At 56.2% G+C, this 18,689-nt stretch carries 13 protein-coding genes; 8 read left to right on the top strand and 5 right to left on the bottom strand.

Going from position 1 to position 18,689, the window contains the following annotated elements:
• The first annotated feature begins 629 nt into the window (after window positions 1-629).
• From KDX37_RS18560 to KDX37_RS18525, 8 genes are all read left to right on the top strand, one after another.
• Window positions 630-2,075, top strand: coding sequence for a UbiA family prenyltransferase (locus KDX37_RS18560; protein ID WP_231654170.1), 1,446 nt, complete (start codon window positions 630-632; stop codon window positions 2,073-2,075).
• Complete coding sequence (locus tag KDX37_RS18555) at window positions 2,072-3,388, top strand: FAD-binding oxidoreductase (protein WP_231654169.1); 1,317 nt, start codon at window positions 2,072-2,074, stop codon at window positions 3,386-3,388. The genes KDX37_RS18560 and KDX37_RS18555 overlap by 4 nt, the downstream gene beginning before the upstream one ends.
• On the top strand, window positions 3,385-4,125 hold the full coding sequence (locus KDX37_RS18550; protein ID WP_231654168.1) for an SDR family oxidoreductase: 741 nt from the start codon (window positions 3,385-3,387) through the stop codon (window positions 4,123-4,125). The genes KDX37_RS18555 and KDX37_RS18550 overlap by 4 nt, the downstream gene beginning before the upstream one ends.
• A 45-nt stretch (window positions 4,126-4,170) precedes the next feature.
• Window positions 4,171-6,165 (top strand): hypothetical protein, encoded by a 1,995-nt coding sequence (locus KDX37_RS18545; protein ID WP_231654167.1) that lies wholly within the window; start codon window positions 4,171-4,173, stop codon window positions 6,163-6,165.
• Window positions 6,162-7,100 (top strand): NAD-dependent epimerase/dehydratase family protein, encoded by a 939-nt coding sequence (locus KDX37_RS18540; protein WP_231654166.1) that lies wholly within the window; start codon window positions 6,162-6,164, stop codon window positions 7,098-7,100. Before KDX37_RS18545 ends, KDX37_RS18540 begins: the two co-directional genes overlap by 4 nt.
• A 1-nt stretch (window position 7,101) precedes the next feature.
• Window positions 7,102-8,388 (top strand): NAD(P)/FAD-dependent oxidoreductase, encoded by a 1,287-nt coding sequence (locus KDX37_RS18535; RefSeq protein ID WP_231654165.1) that lies wholly within the window; start codon window positions 7,102-7,104, stop codon window positions 8,386-8,388.
• 11 nt (window positions 8,389-8,399) lie between these two features.
• Entirely contained in the window at window positions 8,400-8,786 is a 387-nt protein-coding gene (locus KDX37_RS18530) for a GtrA family protein (protein WP_231654164.1), read from the top strand.
• Window positions 8,787-8,850: 64 nt separating this feature from the next.
• A complete protein-coding gene (locus KDX37_RS18525; RefSeq protein WP_231654163.1) occupies window positions 8,851-9,957 on the top strand; it encodes an acyltransferase family protein in 1,107 nt (368 codons plus the stop codon).
• Window positions 9,958-10,114: 157 nt separating this feature from the next.
• On the opposite strand, the gene KDX37_RS18520 is transcribed toward KDX37_RS18525, so the two are convergent.
• The 5 genes from KDX37_RS18520 to KDX37_RS18500 all read right to left on the bottom strand — a co-directional run bounded on the left by KDX37_RS18520 (window position 10,115) and on the right by KDX37_RS18500 (window position 18,684).
• Entirely contained in the window at window positions 10,115-10,891 is a 777-nt protein-coding gene (locus tag KDX37_RS18520; protein ID WP_231654162.1) for a SapC family protein, read from the bottom strand.
• A gap of 21 nt (window positions 10,892-10,912) precedes the next feature.
• A complete protein-coding gene (locus KDX37_RS18515) occupies window positions 10,913-11,161 on the bottom strand; it encodes a DUF6447 family protein (RefSeq protein ID WP_231654161.1) in 249 nt (82 codons plus the stop codon).
• Window positions 11,162-11,286: 125 nt separating this feature from the next.
• Window positions 11,287-13,836 (bottom strand): beta strand repeat-containing protein, encoded by a 2,550-nt coding sequence (locus KDX37_RS18510; RefSeq protein WP_231654160.1) that lies wholly within the window; start codon window positions 13,834-13,836, stop codon window positions 11,287-11,289.
• A 364-nt stretch (window positions 13,837-14,200) separates the two neighbouring features.
• Window positions 14,201-15,799 carry a glycosyltransferase family 4 protein gene (locus KDX37_RS18505; RefSeq protein ID WP_231654159.1) on the bottom strand — a complete coding sequence of 533 codons (1,599 nt, stop codon included), beginning with the start codon at window positions 15,797-15,799 and terminating at the stop codon, window positions 14,201-14,203.
• Window positions 15,796-18,684 carry a glycosyltransferase family 4 protein gene (locus tag KDX37_RS18500; RefSeq protein ID WP_231654158.1) on the bottom strand — a complete coding sequence of 963 codons (2,889 nt, stop codon included), beginning with the start codon at window positions 18,682-18,684 and terminating at the stop codon, window positions 15,796-15,798. Before KDX37_RS18500 ends, KDX37_RS18505 begins: the two co-directional genes overlap by 4 nt.
• Between the last annotated feature and the right edge of the window lie 5 nt (window positions 18,685-18,689).

Here is an 18,689-nt window from a genome sequence, read left to right as displayed (position 1 = left end):
GCGCATATGCTGCGAACTAAATCACTTTTTCAAGATTTAAATCCATTAGCGCAATGATTGATCAATTTTTGTACACAATGCCGTGAAAAAAACCACGCACCGCCTTTGCCAGCCCCAAAATAATTGCGAAGTGCAAGAGCTCCGGACATCGACAGAAAATCTTCCGGGCTCCAGCCGGAGCAGATATCCCTGCCCCGCCCACCTGTGCAAAATGGCATCGCGCAGGTTCGCCAATATCTGATGCAAGCACCGGGGAAACTATGCGCCAGGGCGAGTGCGGAGGGGCGCTTTTAAAAGCGCCCGAGCAATGGCCTGCGCAATACGCTCACTATCAGCCATCTCGATCTGCAGACCGATGACTGTACATAAACAATGATCAAAACCTGCAGGCAAGCGCGACAGTTCAAACCCTTCTGGCACCCCCTGCAAGGCGTTCATGTTGCGCATATCGCTGGATATTCAGTTGGTTCAGCAGGTCACAGCTATGAGAGAATGCCGCGCTTTTTTGATTTAGTGCACAAACGCAAGTGGTTCGGTGGCACGCAGTCCACTGTCTGCCTGTGGTCTACTTTGCTGCGTTTTTTATTCAGCCTACCTGAGCGGACTCACCGACTCAGCATTAGGGAAGAGTGTCAGTGACAGCCCCGCTCCCACAGCCAGTACCACTCGTAATTGACCTTGACGGTACCCTGCTGCGCTCCGATCTTTTGTTGGAAACCGGCATGGCCTTTTTGCGCAGCCAGCCCCTGCAATGTCTCAAACCTCTTGGCTGGCTAACGAAGAGCAAAGCTACATTAAAAGAAGGCCTGGCTCTGGCAACGGACATTGATGTCAGTGTCCTGCCTTATGACCCGCAAGTTATCGAGTTCATCAATACGGAACGCAAGCTGGGTCGGCAGGTGGTATTGGCTACAGCAAGTCATCACACGTTGGCCGAACGGATTGCTGTACATCTGCAATTATTCGACTGCGTCATGGCCAGCGACAGTGAACGAAACTTGTCCTCGCACTGCAAACGTGACCTGTTGATCGAGCATTTCGGTGAAAAGGGTTTCGACTACATGGGCAACTCCCATGACGACATGAAAGTCTGGGCTGCCGCGCGTAACGCCTATGTCGTCAATCCGGAGTCCGGGGTTGAAAGAAAAGCGCGTGCCCAAGGCAATGTCGCACAAGTTATCCAGTCCAACGTGTCCGGTCCCAAGGATTGGCTGAAAGCCTTGCGTCTTCACCAATGGATGAAAAACGTACTGATTTTCGTCCCATTGCTGGCCTCCCATCAGCTCACCAATCCGTTGCTGTTGTGGCAAGGGATTCTTGGTTTTCTGTTTTTCGGTTTATGCGCGTCCAGTGTCTATCTGCTCAACGACTTGCTGGATCTGGCGGATGATCGTCATCACAAGACCAAACGTAATCGGCCATTCGCCTCGGGGCGGCTGTCCATCCGGTTCGGGCTGATGGTTTTCCCGCTGTTGTTGCTGGTTACCTTTGCAGGCTCCTTGTGGCTGTTGCCCATCCAGTTTTCTGCTGTGCTGGCAGCGTATTACATCCTGACCCTGGCGTACTCTCTGTCACTCAAGCGCCAGATGGCGGTGGATGTAATAGCCCTGGCGATGCTCTACACCGTGCGCATCATTGCCGGTGCTGCGGCGTTCCAGCAGCCGCTGACGTTCTGGATTCTGGCATTCTCGATGTTCATCTTCCTCAGTCTGGCGCTGGTCAAACGCTACGCTGAACTGCGCGAAGCAAGGACCCAGGGCCTGACAAAGAAAACCCGGGGACGAGGCTACTACCCTGGCGACCTCGAGATGATTTCATCGCTCGGCGCTGCGTCCGGTTATTTGTCGGTCATGGTTCTGGCCTTGTACATCCACGATGGACTTACCACAGCGCTGTATAGCAATCCCCAGGTGATCTGGTTGGGTTGTCCGTTGCTGTTGTTCTGGATAACGCGAGTCTGGATGCTCACCCATCGCGGAGAGATGCACGACGACCCGGTGGTATTTGCCATTCGTGATCGCGTCAGTATTGTGGTCGGCATCCTGTTTTGCCTGGTGTTCTGGGTGGCGACATGAGCCAGGCGTTGTACTCCTGGGGACGACACCCTCGTGCCCCTCAGACCGCCAGCGCCTGTGCCTGGCAGAATGAATTGCCAGCGCTGCATGCCGCCATCACTCAGGCCCACGGCAATACCCTGGCTTACGGCAACGGTCGCAGCTATGGCGACAGCTGCCTGGCGGCCAGCGACCACGTGCTGCACATGCGCAGCCTTGATCGCTTCATCAATACCGACTGGCAGCACGGTATCATTCGCGTCGAAGCCGGTATCACACTGGCGCAGATCCTTGAGGTGGCGATCCCGAGAGGCTTCTTCCTGCCCGTCACACCCGGCACTCAATTTGCCACGGTCGGCGGCGCAATTGCCAACGACGTGCATGGCAAGAATCACCATTTGCGCGGCACCTTCGGCAGGCACGTCTCGTGTTTTGGCTTGCTGCGTCATGGCCAGGAACAGCTGACCTGCTCGCCAACCGAGAACACCGAGCTGTTTTGCGCCACCATTGGTGGCCTGGGCCTGACAGGCGTGATCCAGTGGGCAGAGCTGCAACTGATGCCCGTGCAGGCCAGCCAGATCAACACCACCGTGGTGCGCTTCGCCAACCTGGCTGAATTCTTTGCTCTGTCTGCCGAACTGGATCATCAACACGAATACAGCGTGGCCTGGATCGACTGCCTGGCCAAAGGCGCTGATACCGGTCGTGGCGTATTCATCGTTGGTGACCATGCGCGCTATGGCTCGCTGGCGCTTGATGAGCGCTCGAAGCTTTCGGTACCGCTGACACCGCCCATCTCGCTGATCAATAACCTGTCTTTGCGAGCCTTCAACAGCGCCTACTGGCGTATGCACCCCAGCCAACGCAGCCAGCGACGCAGTGCCTACGAGCCGTTTTTCTATCCGCTGGATCGTATCCGCCACTGGAACCGAATCTATGGGCGTAACGGCTTCCAGCAATACCAATGCGTGATCCCCGACGCGAATGCCGAAGTCGCCATGCGCGAGCTGCTCGGCGCGATCGCCGACAGCGGCCAGGGTTCGTTCCTGGCGGTGCTAAAGCGCTGTGGCGATATTGCTTCGCCGGGCCTTTTGTCGTTTCCCTTGCCTGGCACCTCTCTGGCGCTGGACTTTCCCCAGAGCAGCGAATTGGAAAATACCCTTTTCCCGCGCCTGGACAGCATTGTGCGGACGGCGGGCGGTCGACTGTATCCCGCCAAGGACGCGCACATGACCGGCAGCGACTTCCGCCAGGCATACCCCGCCTGGGAGCAACTTGAAGCGCTGCGCGACCCTTCTTTGATGTCCCGCTTCTGGAAAAGAGTCACCCTATGAAACGAGTCTTGATCATCGGCGCCACCTCTGCCATCGCCACTGCGTGCGCACGTCTGTGGGCTGTACAGGGGAGTGAATTCTTCCTCGTGGCGCGTAATGCCGAAAAACTGCAACAGACCGCTGCCGACCTTCAAGGGCGTGGAGCCAGGAACGTCACGCTGCATGAAATGGACGCGACTGACGTCGCGGCGCACCCGGCCATGCTCGCCAGTTGCATGGCCGCACTGAGCCAGATAGACATCGCGCTGATCGCCCACGGCACCCTGCCTGACCAGAAAGCGTGCGAGCAGGACGTCAATGTCGCCCTTCAGGAAATGGCCAACAACGGCACGTCGGTCATTGCCTTGCTGACGCTGTTGGCCAATCAGTTTGAAACCCAGCGCTGCGGCAGTCTGGCCGTGATTTCTTCTGTGGCAGGTGATCGCGGTCGTCCTTCCAATTACCTGTACGGCACCGCCAAAGCGGCAGTGTCGACCTTCTGCGAAGGCTTGCGGGCGCGGCTTTTCAAAGTGGGCGTACAGGTGACCACCATCAAGCCTGGCTTTGTCGACACGCCAATGACCAAAGGCTTGCCGTTGCCAGGGCCGCTGGTAGCCACGCCGGAAAACGTTGCGCTGCGCATCGTCAAGGGCATCGAAAGCAAGGCAGATACGCTGTACACGCCTGGCTTCTGGGCGTTGATCATGTTGATCATCAAGTGCATCCCTACCCTGATCTTCAAACGCCTGAACCTGTAATAGTGCGCCACAAGGTCATGCCCCATTCAGCCACTAGAGGGATCCATGAGTAACGTTATCAATCGGTTCAATTCGTTAAACCGGGTCAGTATTTCCGTGTTTTATATCGTCACCGTGGCGCTCCTCCTGTTGGCCAACTTCAGCACCATCAACGCGGTGACCCATGAAGCCGGCGACTTTGCGGCCAACTCGGTATTGATCCAGCGCGCCAAGGATTTCTCTCTCTGGGTGGGTAACTACTCCAGAGTCGGATTCAATCACCCAGGCCCGGCCATACTCTACGTATTGGCTGCCGGTGAAACGGTTTTCCATGACGTGCTGCACCTGGTTGATTTTCCCTTTGCCGGCCAGATCATGGCCGTGGCGTTCTACAACGCGTTCTGGATCACGCTGGCCTTTGTCGGGTTTCATCGACTGACACAATCAACCCTTGTGGCGCTTGCTTGCGTGAGCGTGTTGCTGCTCATGCTCGGCCTGATCGACTATTCGTTCTTCAACGGCATCTGGATGCCGCACATGTACCTGTTCCCGTTCGTGGTTGCCCTGATGGCAATAGGCCGGGTTATCGACGGGAAAATCGACAGCCTGCAAGCGCTGGCGATCAGCTCCGGTTTTTTGATCAACGGTCATGTTTCATTTGTTGGTGTGCTTGGCGTGGTACTGATAACCGCCATTGTCAGCAACTACCTCATTTTCAGAGGGCAGGCCAAAACAGACCGGATTATCGCCAGCCCATCGTTTCTGGTGCGTCACAAAGTACCGCTGGGGCTATCGTGCCTGACGCTGTTCCTCTTCTTTATTCCGCTGGTCATCAAAACGATTACTGATTTCCCTGGCCCCATTCACGACTACGCAACCTTCAGTGGCGGACACAACGCCAACTCCCTTGCCGATTCGCTGGTCTTCGTCGCGTCTTACTGGGGCGGTGTCCTATGGGGTGCACTGGGGCTTGGTCTGTTGACGCTGGCGTGGTGGGCCTGTGGCCGCATGCAGCAAGAGGCGCGAACGCGCATCCGGGCGTTGGTGGCCTCGATCTTTGCCGCGACGTTTGCACTGCTGTTCTACGCGCGCTATGGCATCGATATGCTGAGCGAGCGCTATGTGGGCCTGTTCTATTACGCGGCGCCCTCGCTTGCCATTGCCTACAGCGTAATGGTCCTGCTTTCAAGCACGCGCCTGGGTTCGTTCAAGGCAGTGCTTCTGCCCGGCTCGCTGGTTGTGCTGGCGGTGACGTTCTCTGTGATCAACAAGCCCGTACCTTACACCCAGCATTATGGTCTGCCCGGCATCAAGACCACGTTCAACGCCCTTCAGTCTCAGCGCACCACGGGCAATGTGCTTGTCCTGGATCTGGACACCGCAAACAATTGGCCGCATGTCTGGTCTTCCGTGGCAGGGCTTGAGGCCTTCTCGGCCCGCAAGGGCATCAAGCTGTTCTGTGTGAACCAGAACTGGCACATTCTGTTTACCAAGGCTTATCGCTGCAGTGACGAAGAAGTACGTTCGGGCAAGCGCCTGACGGTGACGGCTTACAACGGGTATCCGGACAAAACCCCAGCGCTCTCGGCTATGGGGCTCTCCTTCTACAGTGATGAAGTTTTTTCCATTGCCGGGCGCGGCGCCTTGACGGTCGTCAAGGACAGACCTGTATTCAGCCGTGATCTGCTGGCGTCTGGCTGGGCCGGGGTCGAAGCCGACCGAGTGTGGAGCGAAGACAAACAAGCCCGATTGCTGTTCAAGACCACTGCGCAAAGCGCCGGTCACGTAAAACTGGATCTGGAAGCCTTCTTGCCCACCCCGCAATCCTCGCAGTTGGTCACATTCGTGCTGGATGGAAAACAGGTCGGGCAGGCGAAGTTCTCCCCCGGCAAAGCACGTCAGACCATCAGTATTCCGGTAGCAGCCAGTGATCAGGTCCAGACCCTGCAGTTGCAGATTGATAAACCCATATCGCCTCAAAGCGCCGGCCTTTCCGATGACGCCCGAGAACTCGGTGTAGCGTTGTTCGGCCTTGAATTCGACGGAGTCGCAAAACAATGAATGCTTCCAAGATCCTGTTGCCTGGCGGCGCCGGTCTGGTCGGCCAGAACCTGGTCGCACGCCTCAAGGCCAAGGGTTACAGCAACATCATCGTGCTCGACAAGCACCGTGAAAACCTCGCCATTCTGAAGAAGACCCAGCCCGGGATAACGGTGGAATACGCCGACCTGGCCGAGCCCGGTGAGTGGCAACGGCACTTTGCCGGCGCTGACGTAGTGGTCATGCTGCAGGCGCAGATCGGTGGCAATGACTATCAGGAATTCGTGCGCAACAACGTCGACGCCACGGCGCTGATCCTTGAACAGATCAAACTGCACAACATTCCGCGATTGATCCCGATCAGCTCATCGGTAGTGGTGTCGGTGGCCGACGACTTCTACACCAATACCAAGAAAGACCAGGAACGCATGGTGATCGAAAGCGGCATCCCCTGCCCCATTCTGCGTCCAACCCTGATGTTCGGCTGGTTCGACCGCAAACACCTGGGTTGGCTGTCACGTTTCATGAAAAAAGTGCCAGTGTTCCCGATTCCGGGCCATGGCCGCTACCTGCGTCAGCCGCTGTATGTCGGTGACTTTTCCAACATCATCATCAGTTGCATCGAGCACCCGCAAATCAACGGCATCTACAACATCTCCGGCCATGAGAACGTCGATTACATCGACATCATCCGCGAGATCAAACGCGCAACACGCGCCGGTACCGTGATTCTGAAAATCCCGTACAGCCTTTTCTATGCGCTGATATGGGTATGGGGGCTGTTCGACAAAAACCCACCCTTCACCACGCAACAACTGGCCTCGTTGAGCGCCAAAGACGAATTTGAAGTCATTGACTGGCCCGGCATTTTTGGCGTGCCTTACACACCCTTTGCTGACGCGATCAATGAAACATTCAACGATCCCGAGTACAGCAAAGTCGTGTTGGAGTTCTGAGATGGGTCAACGTATTGCAGTACTGGGCGCTGGCCCCATGGGCCTGGCTGTCGCCTATCAATTGGCACGCGATGGCCATCAACCCGTCATTTTCGAAGCCGATGACCGCATTGGCGGCATGACCGCTGCGTTTGATTTCTCGGGTTTGACCATTGAGCGGTATTACCACTTCCATTGCATTTCCGACCACGCGTTCCTGAAGGTCCTTCAGGAACTGGGCCTGGAAAAGAAAATGCACTGGGTCGAGACCAGGATGGGGTACTGGTATCAGAACCGCCTGCAAGCCTGGGGCAACCCGATAGCACTGGTCAAGTTTCGCGGCCTGAGCCTGATGGCCAAGTTCCGCTATGGCCTGCATGCGTTCCTGAGCACCAAGCGCAACGACTGGAAACCACTGGACAACCGCGACGCGAAAACCTGGATACGGGGTGCCGTGGGTGCCGAGGCCTGGGAGGTGCTGTGGCGCCGCCTGTTCGAATACAAGTTTTACGACTACAGCGATAACCTGTCCGCAGCATGGATCTGGAGCCGCATCCGCCGTATTGGCCGTTCGCGCTACAGCCTGTTCCGGGAAAAGCTTGGCTACCTGGAGGGCGGTTCGGAAACATTGCTGCAAGGCATGAAACAGGACATCGAGGCCAACTCTGGCGAGTTCCGTCTGAAGTCCCCGGTGAGCCGCGTGATCATTGAAGACGGGCAGACCAAAGGCGTTGAAGTGGATGGCAAGGTCGAATACTTCGACAAAGTGATCAGCACCATCCCGCTGCCCTATGTCCCCAGGATCATGCCCGACCTGCCGGCCGACGTGATTGCACGCTTCCAGTCGTTGAAAAACGTCGCCGTGGTGTGCGTCATCGTCAAACTGCGCAAGCCACTCACCAACAACTTCTGGCTCAATACCAATGACCCGGAAATGGACATCCCAGGCCTGGTTGAATACACCAACCTGCGCCCGCTGGATCAGCACATCGTCTACGTGCCTTTCTACGTACCGGGTGAGCATCCACTGTTTGCCGAGCCTGACCAGAACTTTCTGGACAAGGTCCAGCGCTACCTGAAGAAGATCAATCCGACGCTCACCGACAACGACTTCATCGAACTGCGCGCCAGCCGTTATCGCTACGCCCAGCCGATCTGCGAGCCTGGCTTCATGGAGCGCCTGCCAGCGGTCAAACAATTGATCGCAGGCCTGTGGATCGCCGACACCTCGTATTACTACCCGGAAGACCGGGGTATTTCCGAGAGTATCGATTTCGGTCGCAAGATGGCGCGAGACGCAGCCCAATGATCCAGCAGTTCATGACCCGGCAATTTTTGGTGTTCCTGATCACCGGAGGTTTCGCGGCAGGGGTCAACTTCTGCTCGCGGATCCTCTACAGCCTGTGGCTGGATTTTTCACCGGCGGTGATCCTGGCTTACCTGACCGGCATGGTGACTGCCTTTATCCTGGCCAGGGCGTTTGTCTTCAAGGACAGCCAGCAGGCCGTACACCATTCGGTGATGTTCTTCGTACTGGTCAACCTCGTCGCAGTCCTGCAAACCTGGGCCATCAGCGTGGGCCTGGCCCATTACGTGCTACCCGCCATGGGGGTCAAGATGTACACCCTGGAAATAGCTCACGCCGTCGGTGTTGTGGTGCCAGTAGTGACCAGTTATATCGGTCACAAGCGCTGGTCGTTTCGCTGAGAACCCGACACAGCCATCGCACTGAGGCAGCCAATGCAGATGTTTTCAAAACCGTGGAATCCGAATGAACACGCCGCATAACCCGTTTCCCCAAAGAATCTATTCACTGGACGTCCTTCGGGGGATCGCTGCGCTGGCCGTGGTCTTTTGGCATTGGCAGCACTTTTTCTATGTCGGTGACAGCCCCAGGGACTTCAACGGTGTGGGGCAACCGCTGTTCAACCTGTTCACGCTGGCCTACCAGCGTGGCTCACTGGCGGTAGAGCTGTTCTTCTGTATTTCCGGATTTGTGTTTTTCTGGCTATTTTCACAGAAGATCGCCGACAGAACCCTGACAGCTTCTGCATTTTTCATGGACAGGTTCAGCCGATTGTATCCCCTGCACCTGGTCACGTTCATCGCCGTTGCAGCCCTTCAAATGGCCTATGCCAGCAGCCACACGACCTACTTTGTGTACCAGCAGAATGACCTGTACCACGCCTTTTTGAACCTGTTGCTGATACCTGCCTGGGGGTTTGAAACGGGCTGGTCATTCAATGCGCCCATCTGGTCGGTGTCCGTCGAAGTGCTGCTTTACGCCATGCTGTTTGCCCTGTGCCTGACCCGGCAGGCGCGTTACTTGATCATCCCGTGCCTGATCGCGCTGGGTTATTACCTCTACCCTGGGCACTACAAACTGGGCAGCGGGATCTTCACGTTTTTTTGCGGCGGCGTGGCGTTCATCATTATGAACCGCCTGATGAAGCAGATCGGTATCAAGGCCTTTCTGCTGGTTGCGGCCCTCATGGCCAGCGCGGCATGGTCATTTGTCATGCTGTCAAAGACCCTGAACCTGTACTTTCTGATGGGCGTGGCGTTCCCCACGCTGGTCATGCTGCTGGCAGCCATCAGCTGCGCGTTCCCCACGTTCCTGCGTCCTTTGGCGGCGGTGGGTGATATCAGCTATTCGTCCTACCTGCTGCACTTCCCCTTGCAGATCATCTTCGCCATGATCGTCGACAGCCTGGGCGGCGAACGCAACCTTTTCTACAGCCCATGGATGCTGGCGCTCTTTATGGCCGTGCTGATTCCGTTGAGCTATGGCTGCCATCGGTTGTTTGAAGTGCCAGTACAGCGGGCGCTGCGCCGGGCATTCGGGAAGTCACCGGCTTGTAGGACTACTACCCCATAATAAAATCGATTTAACGCCTACAATTAAATATGGGCATCTACGTGTCCGATTATCAATAACTACACTGAACGCTATCAACAAATCAACGGTGAATTTTTCCATTTTTTAAGCTGCGCTCGCCCTTTAAAAAGCGCCGCAGCTTAAACTAATCACTTGATCAATTGCCAAAACTGAATGTACTGCCTTCACTCATGAAACCTAGATTTTCAACAAGGACTTTATCTGTCTTTTGCTGAGCAGCAACGTGAGCATCTGCCAACTGCCCCATAGCAGGCAGGTGCTGCATGCTCAACATCTGGCAATAAGCAATTGTAAGACCACCGCATTGCTGAACTTCCAGTAATGCCTCACCGCTCAAGGCGTTCAATAAAGCTTCATCAATTCGAAATAGGCCTTCCACTTGATGCTCGGCTTGCTCGCCTTTTATTGTGATAGGCCACATTTGGATGAGATTGTATTTTTGTAAAATAGAGCAAGCAGCTTGAGTCAAATTACGATTATTGTCTATTTGTTTGAAAAACTCGAGTATCGATAACAGGCGGCTGCTAGGTGTACTGTCTTCATTAAAAAAGGGCTGCCCTACACTGTCGGACACTAAACCACTCGCTTCATCGACACACAATACATATTCCCCATGCTCATTCGTTACCATGCGAAAAGGATAAGATCTGTACGGGGCTGGAATATAAGAAGTCAGCCAACTGCCATCGTTAGCAACAAAAAGGTTTTTACCAGGTGTTAAACCTTGAACAGCCACAGGGAAAAAACTTTCACCTTCTGCAGCAAAACCAATGGGCATGGAAAGCATGGCTTTGGGTAGTTCTTGGGCAACTAGCGGGCAGAGCGCATCAGTGCCAGCAAATGCATAGCTTTCGTGGCTCTGCCAATATTTTTGGCCATAGCTATTGGCCGTGATCATTCTCAAGTCAGCCATAATTACCTCAGTCAGTATTTTCTATTTTGGCTTTTGTTGTTTTTGGCGCTGTTTTTTAGGACTACTGATTTCAGCACCGGCACCGACTTCTATTATGAGCGATGATACATAAGTATTCCTTGCCGTCTGAGCAATGGCCAATAGCTGCTGTAGACGGGTTATCTCAGCTTCCACAACCTGAACATTGACTACCTGAATACGAGCTTTTTCGGAAAGCTCTTCAAGTTTATATTCTTTTCCATCCAGAGTAATAATTTGGGCCTGATTCATATCGTTGCCTTGCCTTTTTTCGTAAATAAAAAACCCCGCATTCTTTTCAGAACGCAGGGTTTTTCTACAACCTCAACATCTAGGTTCAGGTAGAAATAAATCTACCTGATCCTTAGCGTTACTACTTACGCAGCAACGAAGTGGATGTCGGAAGCGTCCAGAACACCCACTACGCCAGTGATCTTGACCAGGTTGTCTTGAGCAGCGGTGTAAGTTGCAGTAGTCGCGCCATCACCGTTGGTTACGATGTAGGTATCGGTACCGTAGGTGAACTGAGCAACGTTGTTAACGCCGCTAGCAGTGCCCAGTACCAAGTCAACAGCAGCAGCCAGCGTAGCTGCTGCAGTTACAGCTGTCTGCTGAGCAGCAGTCAGAGCGACAACAGTTACAGCGGTAGCAGGAGGAGTAGCAGTGTTGAACCACAGGCCGTCCACGCCGCCAGCAACCACGTTAGTACCCAGGTTCAGGTCAGTGATCGAGCTCGCGTTTGCAACAGTAGAGTGGCTGATTGCGAACGAATCGTTACCAGTACCACCAGTCAAGATGTCAACACCGGTAGTAAGGGCAGCACTGATACCAGTAATGGTAGCTGGGGCAGTGGCGGTAGCCGAGCCGGCAGTTACAGTTACAGCAGCTGTAGCCAATACGTCGTTACCAGCGCCGCCACGGATTACGTCGTTCTGACCGGAACCGATCAGAATGTCATTGCCTGCACCGGAAGTGATCGAAACACCGCTGCCAAGGGCGCCGGAGAAGTCGATGGTGTGGTTGCCAGCACCGGTAGCATTCAGCGACAGGTTAGCGCCAACAGCGTTGTTGCCAACGGTGAAAGAGATTGGCGAGTCACCCAGCAGGTTAATGGTGCTCAGGTTGTTACCGTTGGTCAGAGCCGAAACAGTTGTTGCACCAGTGCCAGTGGCAGCAGTGATGTTCAGAGTTTCAACGCCAGCAACCGACAGAGCTTCCAAAGTCGAAACAGCGTTCAGAGTAGCGCCGCTGCTCAGAACCAGGTTCAGAGTGTCGTTGGTGCCAACAGTAGTAGCGTTAGTAACGCCTACAGTCAGACCGTGAACGCCAGTCGAAGTGATGGTCTGTGGAGTCAGAGCGGTCAGACCGTTAACAACAGTCGTTTCGCCGGTTGCGCCACCAACAGTTACACCAGTGATACCAGTCAGAGGTGCGATGTTGTAAGTCTGGCTAACGCCACCCAGGTTCAGGATTTCAAAACCAACATAGGCTGGAGCCAGAGCGGTAGTCAGCTGAGTAGCCAACGTCAGGCCCAGAGTGTCACCAGTACCTGCACCAGCATTGATTTGACCAGCAGTACCAGTCAGAACGTTGTTACCCAGGTTGAAGGTATCGTTACCAGCGCCGCCAACGAAAGTCACAGTGCCAACGTTACCGTTCGCCAGAGTGACGTTCAGGCCGCCAGCGGTCAGGCCGGAAGCGTTGATCGAAGTAACTACAGTCGAACCCAGTGTGCCCAAGTTAACGCTTGCGGCGGTGCCGGAAGCAGTAACAGTAGTCAGGCCAGTACCTGCAACGCCGCCCAAAAAAGCGTTCGCTGTTGCGTTAACAGCCAGGGTGGTAGCAGCGTTACCCAAGGTTACGCCTTGCAGCGTGCTTGCAGTACCAGTAGAAGTCACGGTCAGCGCAGTAGCGCCCGAAACGTCAACAGTGCGGGCAGCACCAGCGGAACCTACAGCACCGTTCAGGTTAAGGGTCAGAGCACCTGCAGTAGTCTGAGTAGCGGTGAACAATGCAGCAGCGGTACCAGCAGTCGAACCGCTCAGGCCAACTTGCTGAGTAGCGCTCAAACCGGTGACGGTAACGGAAGCAGCACCAGTGGAGTTGATGTTGGTAGCACCAACAAACTGACCAGCTGTTACGGAAGCAACGCCACCAGAGGAGTTGTTGACGTTGATGACTTCAACGTTAGTGGTCGAACCAGGCTGAACACCAGCAACCGAAGTGAACAGGTTAAAGGTATCGTTACCAGCGCCGCCGTTGATGGTGTCGCCAACGCTCAAAGTAGGGTTGGTTGCGATGTTCGCACCGTTGAAAATATCGTTGCCAGCGGTGCCAGTCAGTGTATCCACACCGGTGGTCAGGGCGAATGTGGTACCAACAGTGCCGCCAACAGCTACAGCGCCAGCCAAAGCGTTGGCAGCGTTAGCAACAGCAGTTACGCCAGTAGCGGAAGATGTAACGGTAGCCAGGAAAGCACGGCCAGCGTCAGCAGCTGCAGTACCCTGGTAGCCCTGGATTTCAGCAGTGGTGTCGATCTGAGCGGTGAACGCTTGAGCGGCAACCAGTTTGGCTTGAACGACCGCAGCGTCAACCGAACCGGCCGATTGCTGGATGGTCCAGGCAGCTTGAGCCTGGCTGACAGTGCCGTTGTTCAACTGGTTTACCCAGAAGGTCAGGCCAGCAGCTTCTGGCTGACGACCGAAAGCGTTCTGATAGATAGCGGTAACTTTGTCGATGTTCGACGAGTTGCCAAACAGAGCGGTGGATTCAGCGGAAGCCGAGAAGCCAGCCTGAACTGCAGCGATGTTGCCGTTAGCGTTGTCGATCTGGGTAGCCCAGAAGTTCAGGCCGGTGGTGTCAGCTGGACGGCCAAAGTAGGCGATGTACAGTTGTTGAACTTGTGCAAAGTAGGTGGAAGCAGCCATTGTTTACTCCAGGAATCATTATAAAAAGAAGCTGACACATAAACGGACAACCTTTGTCCGTTCATCAGCTGCCCAGCACTCCGTGCAGCCTTGGGCGGCACTCTAGCATAGGTATTTGTGTATCTCAGCCGTAACAGTAGGAAAATTTGCAATATCACGTAGGAAATTTTTCACAATAGTTTTTATCTATCGAATTGCTCTACATCTATAGCCGCCACCTACCTGTGTCAGACCATGTCTATGTGACATGTGGCCGGATAATAGGCAGCATTAATAAACAAATGTAAAGGTAATTTTTAGCCAAAAGAGCAGCTTACGAAATCTTTCCTACGTGTCTTTCAGATTTTTCCCACGCGCCAAGTAGTTACACAATACTAGCTTTCGGCGGGTTTGTTAGAACCTTTAAGCCTAAGGCGCTTTGATTTTTTCCGCGGACCTTGAGCACATCGTCCACCTTGCGTGCAACGAAGATGTTCCGCTCGTCTAAAACAACGGGCTTCTCAAGCTCACGATACGCCGCAATGTGTTGCAGAGCTGTGTCAGGGTCATGGGCCACAATGCCGGAGACCCACAACAGACTCGCTGCCTGAGGGGTGATCCAGTTGACCGGAATAAAGCATGGCTGCGAAACCGGTTGTGGTCGGTTGGCGGGGATCGGGGCGGTCTCTTCCAGTACGGCGCTGAACGTTGCGTCCAGAGGGGCGCCGTGGCAAGCGATCAGGCGCAACGGCTGATCGCGCTCGGTGGCAGGGGAAGACAACAGGGCCTCGATCCGATCGATCTGCAGTTCAAACTCGAACGCCTGGATACGTTCACGGCTGGCTTTGCCGTGGGCTGCGATCTGCTCGGGGTGATCGATGTAATACCTTAGCCGCTCGGCCAGGTCGACGGCGTTGCCAGGTTCGGCAAGCCACCCGGTGTGCCCCTCCTCGACCAGCTCGGAAATGCCACCGATACGCGACGCAACCACCGGCAGGCCGCAGGCCATGGCTTCAGTGATGGTGACGGGCTGGTTCTCGGGGCACACCGACGGCAGAACGAATACATGCGCCTTGGCAAAGCGCTCTGCAATGCGGGCGTTGGGCAGACGGCCCCAGAATTTCACCGACACATCAGGTGCACTAGCTAACAAGCTAGCTATATAGCTATCTAGCATATGACCGTCGCCGACCATGTCCAGATGGACCTTTTTATGGGGCAACAACGCCACGGCTTCCAGCAGCGCAGGCACCCCTTTATGGTCGCCCATGTAGCCGGTAAACAGGATATTCAGACGCTCACCGGGCGGCGGTGGCGCGGTGTCACTGAAGCGTTGCAAGCCGATACCGTTGGCAATCACGTGCATGCGTTCGGCAGGAATGCCGTTGAGAATGTACTGATCGGCCAGGTAACGGCTCGGGGAAATGAAGTAATCCACCGCGTCGAGCTGCCAGCGCAGGTAGTCCTGGCGCATGCGTTGCGGCAGTTGTACACCGTCGTCGTGAATGTGCTCATGGCAGGTGTGGCATTGGGTGCTGTCCTGGCACAGGCTTTTCTGGGTGGTGATCCGCGTGCTGTTGATGCAGAAACCCCAGTGGTCATGCAGGGTCAATGCGATACGGATGCCGCGTGCGCGGGCCAGCTGCAGGATGCCCAGCGACATGCCCGCCATGTGGTGGGCATGGATGACGTCCGGCTGCCAGTCGGCGATCAGGTCAAGGAACACGCGTTCCACGCCTGGATGGCAGACGTTGTTGCCGGTGGGCGCAAAATCATGCTGGGTGAGGGACACGCGCGTGACGGGCATCCCATCGAAGACTTCGGTCTTGATGGGGTAGCGCGGCAGGCCCAGGCTGTTGTCACCGGCCAGCACCCGAACATCGTGGCCGCGGTCCGCAAGGGCCTTGGCGTGATGATGCGCAATGATTTCCGCGCCCCCGATTACATGGGGCGGAAAAAAGTTGGAGATGACCAGAACGTTCATGGCTCGGTTCCTGCCGCGGCATAAGGGAAGCGATAGCCGCTCAGACCCGGCAACTCGATGTCGGCTTCAGCCGCCAGCCCGAGGGACAGGGCCACTGCGTTGGCGTTGTCGCCTTCTATTAATAGAAGACCTTCTGCGCCCTGCCTCGTCAGGCGAGTGTTGAGCAGCAGTTGCACCTGCGCATTGTGGCTCTGCTCAGCGGCCAGAATGATCAGGTCGACGTCGATTTCACTGATCTGGAACTCATCGAGCAGCATCGGCAGCGCCTGATCAACGGGCGCATCGATGCGGCTCAGGTTGCCGTGACGGGTCACGGCACCAGAGGCATCGCCCTCGACAAGTTGCCAGGCACAGGCAATTTGACGCCCGGCCAGCTCGGTCAACCAGTGCGGATGTTCCCCGATAAGCAGGGCACAAACCGACGGACGGTGGGTCAGCAATGTGGCCAGGGCCAGTTGTCCCGGTGCATCTGTCACTGCTATTTCGGGCGCGATCAGAAAATGCTGCCATTGACGCGGCAATGGTTTGAGCGACAAGCGCGGGTTATGGCCTGCCAATTGACGCAGCAGTTCCCGGGCATAACTGCGCCAGGTCAGGATTGGACGCGCCACGGCTTCGCTGGCCAGTTGCAAATAGTGCTCGGGCTGGGTCGCCAGCTCATGGATCATGGCCGCCAGCGATGCCGGATCGGTCATGTCTACGGTGCGGCATCCGCCTTCGGCAGCCAATTCGGCCATCACGCCGCCGTTGTGGCAGATGCACGGGCGTGCATGCCAGAGGCTTTCGACGATGGGCATGCCGTAGCCTTCGACCAGCGAGGCATAAACGCTGACGTGAGCACGAGCGTAATAGTCATTGAGTGTGTCGTCATTGACCACGCCATGCCAGACGATGCGCGGGTCGGCAGCGCTGGCCTCGCGCACGGCATCAACAATGTAGTCGGCGCCGGCGTAGCGGTTGCCGATCATGTCCAGCTGCCAGTCCAGTTCGGGGTAATCCGCTGCCAGACGTGCGACTGCGGCGAGTAGAACCTTGTGGTTCTTGCGCGGCTCAAGGGTCGATACGCACAGGATACGCAGCGGCTCGCCTTTACGCGGCGCAGCGGCTGGCGTGGTAGCGCGCGGTGAAGCGGTCAGCTCGCCAGGGATCCAGCAGGTGCGTACCTGAGCGCGAGGCTTGATGTGTTCCCGTTCCCAGAACGCCTGCAGCTGTTTGCCCGCGTCGGGGGAGATCGGCAGCACGCGATCACATTCAGCCAGGCCGGTCATATACGCCGCGTGGTTGTCGCGAATACTGATGTCGGCGACCCATTCCGGGTGAGTCACCGGGATAGCGTCGTAGAAAATGGCGGCCACTTGCAGGCCAAGTTCTCGCGCGGCTGCACGTCGTGCCGGGCCGTGACGCTCGAAGACGATTTCGCTATGCAGCAACCAGCCGCCATTGAGGCGACGGTTGCCCATGCTGGCCAGGGTCTGGGGTGCATGGATCGGCGACCGGGGCAGCAAGTAGTGCTCGGGATCCGGCAGCGGCCCCCCGTACAACGCCAGGTTGCGGTATTCGTCTTCGGTAGGAAACACGTACGCGTGCAGGATCTCGTTCCAGGTCACGAACAGCGGCTGGCCGATATTCTGCAGCTTGCGGGTCAGGCTGCGGACCACACGAGCGACACCTGTATTGGCGGTGTCACGCAGGCAGGCGCTGGTGTCGATGATCAGTTGCGGTACCGGCAGATCCTGAATTGGTGCCAGGTCGGCCAGCAATTCGGCATACGCCTTGATAGTGTGCTGCCAGGTGAAGGTCTGCTGGAAGGTGTCCAGACGGGCATCCCATTCGGCGCCGGTCAGCAGCTCACCGGACAGAACGCGCAGAGCCTTTTCAGCAATGTCGTGTTCATCAGTGCACAGTTGCTGAGGGTCAGCGACGACTTCAGGGTGGGCGCCAATGTTCAACACCAGCACCGGCTTGCGCAGCTGCTGCATTTCGGCCAATGGCAGGTTGAAACCTTCCCAGTGAGAAACGCTGATACCCAGTTGCGCACTGGCCATCAAGGCATTGAGGTCAGCATCGCTGGGGTGTCCCAACGGCAGGATGTGCCCCTTTAGATCTTCGGGCAAATCGAGCTCTTCAGCCGTGGCCAGCACGCTGAAGCGCGCCTTGGGGTGCACGGCGATGATCTGCCGGGCAATCGGGTAAAGACCTTCGCTGTTCTTGTAGTTGCCGGTTTCCCAGCGGCCCAGATTGATGATGGTGGGGCCTTCGCCTGCATCGACAGCGCTGAGCGCGCTTTCAGCCTGATGGCCGTTTTGCCAGAGGCTTTGATCAACGCCACCGGTCAGGTGGTCGGCGCCTAGGTGAATCATTGATATTTTTACGCCATGACCTGCATCGGGCAGGCTCTGGGTACGCGAAACGAAGTGGCTGATGGGCGTCACCACCTGGGCTTCGGGCAGGAATTCCCGGCGTTGTGCACGCAAGCGTTCCTGAACCAGGCGCGCCGGCCCTTGCATGTCGTCATAAGGCACGCCGCCACAGTCGAGCGCCACGGTAGGGATGCCCCACTGACGGAACACGGCAATGGACGCATAGAACGGCCAACCGCCAATCAGCGCCACGGTACCGACCGGATCTTGACCGACAGGGACAAAACGGTGGCGGTTGTCACGCAGCCATTGCGCAGTGACTTGATCGAGTTCGGTATACGGCCCGTCATGCAGCGGTGGGGTGTGGATGTCGTCGGTAATACGGCGCAGCACATCGTGGTTGGCGCGTTGGGCGACAAAGGTGATGTGCCAGCCCGCTGCTTTCAGGCCTTGAGCGAGGAGCAGTAAAACGCGATCGACGCCGAAACGGAACAGCAGGCGTTCATTGCAGATAATTAGATGCATGAGGT

Origin of the sequence: Pseudomonas californiensis, from assembly GCF_021147775.1 — a bacterium.
Classification (GTDB): Bacteria; Pseudomonadota; Gammaproteobacteria; order Pseudomonadales; family Pseudomonadaceae; genus Aquipseudomonas; species Aquipseudomonas californiensis.
Note: the sequence above shows the minus strand (reverse complement) of the source record. Positions and strands in the feature narration are given on the sequence as shown.